The sequence below is a fragment of the Mitsuaria sp. TWR114 genome, from assembly GCF_007997345.1.
In genome coordinates this window covers 1-6386 of record NZ_VOSR01000646.1, presented here as the reverse complement: position 1 = coordinate 6386, position 6386 = coordinate 1, and the positions used below count along the sequence as shown (strand labels likewise).

Genomic DNA, 6386 nt, shown 5'->3' with positions numbered 1-6386 from the left:
GCGGTCGAGGCCGCGCGGGCCGGCGAGCATGGCAAGGGCTTCGCGGTGGTGGCGTCGGAGGTGCGCGCGCTGGCGCAGCGCAGCACGGTGGCGGCGCGAGAGATCAAGCAGCTGATCGCCGCCTCCGGCGAGAAGGTCGAAGCGGGCACGCGCCAGACCGGCGAGGCGCGCCGCAGCATGGCGGACACGCTCTCGGCGGTGGAGCGCTTCGGCGGCGTCATCGAGGACATCGAGCGCAGCGCGCAGGCGCAGCTCGACGACATCTCGCAGGTGACCGACGCCGTGCGTCAACTTGAGCAGATCACGCAGCAGAACGTGGCGATGGTCGAGGACCTGGCGCGGTCCTCGGATCGGCTGCGCGGCCAGGCCGGCGAGGTGGCTGCGGCGCTCGACCTGTTCCAGATGGGACGTTGAGCCGCGTGAACGTTCAGGGCGCTCGGGGCGCTCTGGGCGTTGCTCGGGTTTGGAGCGCTCGGAGCGTTCAGGCGCTCATGGCGAGTCGCCATCGAGCTCGTCCGGATCGACTTCGCCGCGCATCAGCGCCGCGCATTCGTCGAGCAGCGCATGCAGGCGCTGCACGCGCTCGTCGCCCAGGCGCTCGTTGAGCGAGAGCTGCGCGCGCTTCCAGGTCGCCTTCATCTGCTTGCGACGCGCGTGGCCCTCTTCGGTCGCCTGCAGTTGGCGGCTGCGCGCGTCGGGCCCGGGCAGGGTCTCCACCAGTCCCATCGCGAGCAGGGGCTGGATGTTGCGCGACAGCGTCGACAGATCCAGGTCCATGCGGCGCGCGAGTTCGCTCGGCTGGATCGGACCGAGCACCACGATGTGCGACAGCAGCGCGTACTGCGTGGTCTTCAGGCCGGTCTCGGCGAAATGGGCCTCGCAGTGGTTGGAGACCAGCCGCGTCACCTGGCGAAGCTTGAAATTGGTACAGCCCTTGGGCGAGATGGGCTCCGCCTGGGCGGTGCTCGCCGTGGCGGACGTCTTCGTGGCGGTGACGGACGCGTTCATGGGTGCCCTCCCGTGGAAACCTGCGGCTGTCGCAGGGATGCTTGACAGCGAAAGATTGTAGCTGCAACCATTGCAGCCACAAGTTTCCGGATGGTCTTCATTCACCCGACAGGAATGCACGATGAGCGCAGCTTTGACCCCCTCGCACGACGAAGCGCTGGCCCAGTGGCTGGACGAAGAAAAAGCGGTCCGCGCGATGCTGCGGCCCGAGCATGGCGTGGCCACGATGGCGGAGATCGCCGGCCTGAACGGCCTGCAGCAGATGCAGGCGATGCTCGACGGCAAGCTGCCGCCGCCGCCGATCGCACAGACCCTCGATTTCACGCTGCTGCGCGTGAGCAAGGGCGAGGTGATCTTCCAGGGCTCGCCCAAGTTCCGGCACTACAACCCGATGGGCACGGTGCACGGCGGCTGGTATGCGACGCTGCTGGATTCGGCGCTGGGCTGCGCGGTGCACACGACGCTGGATCCCGGCCGCGGCTATACGACGCTGGAGCTCAAGATCAACCTGGTGCGGGCGCTCAACGAGCGCGTGCCGGTCGTGCGCGCCATCGGCCGCGTGCGGCATGTCGGCCGCCAGATGGCGACGGCGGAGGCGGACCTGATCGGCCATGACGGCAAGCTGTATGCGCATGGGAGCACGACTTGCTTGATCTTCGACCCGGTGAAGCGGTGAACCAGGCAACCGGCGGCCACGGCTCTGGAAGCCCTTTTCATCGTTTCGCTCCCACCCCATCCCCGCCCTCCGAGCGGGCGGGGCAGCAGTTACCCCACCCCGGCCCGCCCCCAAGGGGCGGGTGAGCGGCGAGGGGTCAGCGCAACGCGCTCGCTTCCTTGGCCAGGTGGGTGATGCGTGCCCAGTCGCCCGCCTTCACCGCGTCGGCCGGGGTGAGCCAGGAACCGCCGCAGACCTTGACGTTCGGCAGCGCCAGGAAATCGGGCGCCGTCTGCACCGTGATGCCGCCGGTGGGGCAGAACGCCACATCGGGGAATGGGCCGGCCAGCGCCTTCAGCAGGCCGACGCCGCCCACCGCGGTCGCAGGGAACAGCTTCAGGAACTTGTAGCCGGCGTCGCTGGCCATCATCACCTCGCTGGCCGTCGACACGCCCGGCAGCAGGGGCAGGAAATGCGCGTCGCAGGCGCTCGCCACGTCCTGCGTGAAGCCGGGGCTGACCGCGAAGCAGGCACCGGCCTGCTTGGCCGCCACCGCGTCCGCCGAGGTCCGCAGCGTGCCCGCGCCCACCAGCGCCTGCGGCACCTCGCGCGCGATCGCGGCGATCGCCTCCAGCGCCACCGGCGTGCGCAGCGTCACCTCCAGCACCTTCACGCCGCCGGCGACCAGCGCGCGCGCCAGCGGCACCGCGTCCTCGACGCGGTCGATGACGATGACCGGGATCACCGGACCGTGTTCGGCCAGGCTCAGGGTGTCCTTGATGGAACTCATGGGGTTCTCCTCGTAATCGAATCCGAATCCGCCGACGCGTCGATCCTCCGGCCTCACAGCCAGGTGACCGCGCCCTCCTCCGCCGACGTCACATTGCGCCGCATGCCGGCGAACAGCTCGCGGCCCAGTCCGGCGCCGTTCTCCACCACCGCGTCCGCGGTGATCTGCGCCAGCTCGCGCCGATCCCACTCCGCCGCCGGCACCAGCGCCGTCAGCTCGCCGCTGTTGGCGCACACCCGCACCAGGTCGCCGTCGCGCAGCTTGGCCAGCGGTCCGCCCGAGAGCGCCTCCGGACTCACATGAATCGCCGCCGGCACCTTGCCCGACGCGCCGCTCATGCGCCCGTCGGTCACCAGCGCCACCTTGAAGCCCTTGCCCTGCAGCACCGCCAGCGGCGGCGTCAGCTTGTGCAGCTCCGGCATGCCGTTGGCCTGCGGCCCCTGGAAGCGCACGACAACCACGACGTCGCGCTCCAGCTCGCCGGCCTTGAACGCGGCCTGCATCGCCTCCTGGCTGTCGAAGATGCGCGCCGGCGCCTCCACCGTGTGCCGATCCTCGGGCACCGCCGACACCTTGATCACCGCGCGACCCAGGTTGCCCGCCAGCAGCTTCAGCCCGCCGGTCGGCGAGAACGGCGCGGCGGCGGTGCGCACCACCGCCTCGTCGCCGCTCCGGGCCGGCAGGTCGCTCCAGCTCACCGAGCCATCCTCGGCGCGGCGCGGCAGCCGCGCGAAGGCATTCAGGTCCTGCCCCGCGACCGAGGTCAGCACGTCCCCGTGCATCAGCCCGGCGCCGATCAGTTCCTTGATCACGAAGCCGGGGCCGCCCGCGGCCTGGAACTGGTTCACGTCGGCGCTGCCGTTCGGATACACGCGCGCCAGCAGCGGCACGACCGACGACAACTCGGAGAAATCGCTCCAGTCGATCAGGATGCCCGCCGAGCGCGCCACCGCGATCCAGTGGATCAGGTGGTTGGTCGAGCCGCCCGTCGCCAGCAGCGCCGCCATCGCGTTGACGATGCTGCGCTCGTCCACCATGCGGCCGATCGGCGTGTAGTCGCGCTGCGGAATGATCCTCAGCGCCTGGCGCACGGCCTCGCGGGTGAGCGCCTCGCGCAGGCCGTCATGCGGATGGACGAAGGCCGCGCCCGGCACATGCAGCCCCATCGCCTCGAGCAGCATCTGGTTGCTGTTGGCCGTGCCGTAGAACGTGCAGGTGCCGGCGCCGTGATAGGCCTGGGACTCGGCCTGCAGCAGCTCGTCGCGGCCGACCTTGCCCTGCGCGTAGAGCTCGCGCACCTTGGCCTTGTCGTTGTTGGACAGCCCCGAGCTCATCGGCCCGGCCGGCACGAACACGCAGGGCAGATGGCCGAAGTGCAGCGCGCCGATCAGCAGGCCGGGCACGATCTTGTCGCAGATGCCCAGCAGCAGCGCGGCATCGAAGACATCGTGGGACAGCGCCACCGCCGTGCCCATCGCGATCGTGTCCCGCGAGAACAGGCTGAGCTCCATGCCCGGCGTGCCCTGCGTCACGCCGTCGCACATCGCCGGCACGCCGCCGGCGACCTGTGCGGTGGCGCCCTGCCGATGCACCTCGTCGCGGATGATCGCGGGGTAGTTCTCATAGGGCTGATGGGCCGACAGCATGTCGTTGTAGGCCGTCACGATGCCCAGGTGCGGCGCCTTCTCGGCGACGATGCGCAGCTTGTCGTTGGCCGGCATCGCGGCCACCGCATGGGCGACGTTCGCGCAACCGAGGCGCTGCACGCCGCGCTGGCGGCCCGCCATGCGCTCGATCAGGTCCAGATAGCGCTCGCGCGAAGCGGCGCTGCGCGCCTTGATGCGCGCGGTGACGTCCAGAAGCGTCTTGTTCATGCCGACTGCCGATGTAACTCGGCCAGGGTTAGATTGGTAACCATATTACACGCCGACGGGGTCCCGCGGCCCTCCGCAAGCGCTTTCCCAGGTACAAGAGAGTTACGAAAACGCTCACCCACTGCGCGGCAGTCCACGTTCCCGAAGCGCGCCCGCCGCACGACGCCTTCCGCGCTCCGCGCTCCGCTCTCCGCTCTCCGCCTCCGTTCTACGCCCTGCCACCGCTTCGTTGCAGTCAGCCCTGCTGCCGGGACGGGAGGGCATGGGGTTTTGGCGCTGGCCGCCAAGGCCCCATGCCCTCGCGGCCAACGCACCGCCGGTTGCAGTGGGAGTACCCCCCTATGGCAGCATTCCCCCATGATTCACGACCCTTTGGCCGAAGCCCGGCTCGAAGACCTTCCTGCCCACAGTCAAGCGCTGCTGCAAGTGGCGGAGCGTCAATGGGACCGCGAGCACGGCCTGATGATGTTCGCCTATGGCTCGCTGATGTGGAACCCTGGTTTCGAGCCGCGCAGACGCTGGTGGCGAAGGTCCAGGGTTATCACCGCGCGCTGCGCCTGCGTTCGCTGGTGAACCGGGGCAGCGCGGAGCAGCCGGGGCTGGTGATGACGTTGTTGTCGGGTGGCAGTTGCCGGGGTTTGCTTTACCGCGTGGCGCCGCAGGACAGCGAGGCCACGCTGCATCGTCTGTGGTTGCGGGAGATGGTGGTCGGCACCTACGTGCCGCGGTGGCTGGACTGCCATTGCGCCGATGGCCTGGGCACGCGCAAGGCGCTGGCCTTCACGCTGTCGCGGCGCAGTCCGGGCTGGGTGGGTGACCTCGCCGACGACCGATTGCTGCACATCCTGCGCCACGCGCGCGGGCGCTATGGCACGACCTTGGATTACCTGACGCGCGCCGTGACCTGCCTACGGGAGCACGGCATCCACGACCGCGCGCTGGAGCGCCAACTGGCGCTGGCTCGCGCGCACGGGTTGTGAGGCAACCGGCCGCGTCGGCTTGAGCGTCGGCTTGAGCCGCGGCTCGCCACCGCGAGCCGGCAGGTCTGAGCCGGAGCCGGCCTTGGCCCGTTTCAGCCGCCGAAGCTGCGCATGCCCAGGTCGCTCGGGCGCGGCATCGACGGATCCACCTTGAGCCGCTGCAGGTCCTCGACGGTATCGACGTCGATCAGCACGCCCGGATCGTCGACGTCCACGGCCTGCGCCGGATAACGCGCCAGCAGGCGGCGCGCGCCCTCATCGCCCTGCAGGCTGGTGAGTTCGGAGAAGAGTTCGGCGTTGAAGCCCACCGGATGCCCCCGGCGCCCGCGGTGCTGGGCATAGGCGATCGGATCGCGCTCGATCGCGTCGGCCACCGCGGCCAGCGTGCCGGGTCGCACCATCGGCATGTCGGCCGGCAGGATCAGCCAGCCCGGCGCGTCCCCGGTCGCGGCGACACCCGCCGCGATCGAATGGCCCATGCCCAGCGGCGCCGGACGTCCCAGGCGGTCCTGGTCGGGCAGCACCAGCATGTCGCGCGAGGCCACATGGCGTCGGACCAGAGGCGCCAACGCGGTCGAGGTCACCACGAGCATCGGCAGGCCGGAAGCCATCGTCTGGCGCAGCGTCAGCGCCAGCACGGTGTCCCCGTTCAAGACCTGTTCCAGCTTGTGGCCCTCGCCGCGAAAGCGCTGGCCGCGCCCTGCCGCGAGCACGACGACGGCGGGTCGTCGCTGATTCATGCAAACTTCCTTCTGGTTTGGTCCCGAGTCCCCCCGGCCGCCGCTCTGTGGCACGGCTCCATGCCGGGAAGCATGCCTGCCGGAAGATGGGGCTCGCACCCGGAGTTTCACGAGTGGGAGCTTTACTTAAGGATTCGCCCGATACTCCAAAGGATGGACAAACTCTCCGACCTTCGAAAGAGCTACGAGCGTGACGAGCTCGACGAGCAGTTGGCCTCGCCCGAACCGCTGCGCCAGTTCCGCGAATGGCTCCAGCAGGCGCTGGACGCCGGCATCCCCGAACCCAATGCGATGACCCTGGCCACGGTGGGCCCGGACGGCCGGCCGTCACCCGGATCG

At 69.9% G+C, this 6386-nt stretch carries 8 protein-coding genes; 4 read left to right on the top strand and 4 right to left on the bottom strand.

What is annotated here, in order from left to right; all coding sequences use genetic code 11:
- Positions 1–414: methyl-accepting chemotaxis protein (locus tag FUT87_RS21520; RefSeq protein WP_310735287.1), on the top strand; the 414-nt coding region annotated here is incomplete at its 5' end.
- Between the two features lie 75 nt (positions 415–489).
- Here FUT87_RS21520 and FUT87_RS21515 read toward each other — a convergent pair.
- Positions 490–1008, bottom strand: a complete 519-nt coding sequence (locus FUT87_RS21515; RefSeq protein WP_091724399.1) for a MarR family winged helix-turn-helix transcriptional regulator — start codon at positions 1006–1008, stop codon at positions 490–492.
- 121 nt (positions 1009–1129) lie between these two features.
- Between FUT87_RS21515 and FUT87_RS21510 the strand changes: the two genes are divergently transcribed.
- Complete coding sequence (locus FUT87_RS21510; protein WP_147242335.1) at positions 1130–1684, top strand: PaaI family thioesterase; 555 nt, start codon at positions 1130–1132, stop codon at positions 1682–1684.
- Positions 1685–1820: 136 nt separating this feature from the next.
- On the opposite strand, the gene FUT87_RS21505 is transcribed toward FUT87_RS21510, so the two are convergent.
- Together FUT87_RS21505 and edd are read right to left on the bottom strand one after the other, a co-directional pair.
- Positions 1821–2453 carry a bifunctional 4-hydroxy-2-oxoglutarate aldolase/2-dehydro-3-deoxy-phosphogluconate aldolase gene (locus FUT87_RS21505; RefSeq protein WP_147242334.1) on the bottom strand — a complete coding sequence of 211 codons (633 nt, stop codon included), beginning with the start codon at positions 2451–2453 and terminating at the stop codon, positions 1821–1823.
- A 53-nt stretch (positions 2454–2506) separates the two neighbouring features.
- Positions 2507–4327, bottom strand: coding sequence for a phosphogluconate dehydratase (gene edd / locus FUT87_RS21500; RefSeq protein ID WP_147242333.1), 1821 nt, complete (start codon positions 4325–4327; stop codon positions 2507–2509).
- A 488-nt stretch (positions 4328–4815) separates the two neighbouring features.
- On the opposite strand from edd, the gene FUT87_RS21495 reads away from it, so the two are divergent.
- Positions 4816–5307: a gamma-glutamylcyclotransferase gene (locus FUT87_RS21495; protein ID WP_186830687.1), complete on the top strand. Its 492-nt coding sequence runs from the start codon at positions 4816–4818 to the stop codon at positions 5305–5307.
- A gap of 92 nt (positions 5308–5399) precedes the next feature.
- Here the strand turns inward: FUT87_RS21495 and FUT87_RS21490 are convergent, their stop codons facing one another.
- Positions 5400–6047, bottom strand: coding sequence for an NTP transferase domain-containing protein (locus FUT87_RS21490; protein WP_091724394.1), 648 nt, complete (start codon positions 6045–6047; stop codon positions 5400–5402).
- A gap of 153 nt (positions 6048–6200) precedes the next feature.
- Between FUT87_RS21490 and FUT87_RS21485 the strand changes: the two genes are divergently transcribed.
- On the top strand, positions 6201–6386 hold a 186-nt coding region (locus FUT87_RS21485), incomplete at its 3' end, for a pyridoxamine 5'-phosphate oxidase family protein (protein ID WP_186830686.1).

Bases quoted from the DNA above. Each gene is read 5' to 3' on its own strand.
- FUT87_RS21515 (WP_091724399.1), bottom strand. From the start codon at position 1,008: ATGAACGCGTCCGTCACCGCCACGAAGACGTCCGCCACGGCGAGCACC.
- FUT87_RS21510 (WP_147242335.1), top strand. From the start codon at position 1,130: ATGAGCGCAGCTTTGACCCCCTCGCACGACGAAGCGCTGGCCCAGTGG.
- FUT87_RS21505 (WP_147242334.1), bottom strand. From the start codon at position 2,453: ATGAGTTCCATCAAGGACACCCTGAGCCTGGCCGAACACGGTCCGGTG.
- edd (WP_147242333.1), bottom strand. From the start codon at position 4,327: ATGAACAAGACGCTTCTGGACGTCACCGCGCGCATCAAGGCGCGCAGC.
- FUT87_RS21490 (WP_091724394.1), bottom strand. From the start codon at position 6,047: ATGAATCAGCGACGACCCGCCGTCGTCGTGCTCGCGGCAGGGCGCGGC.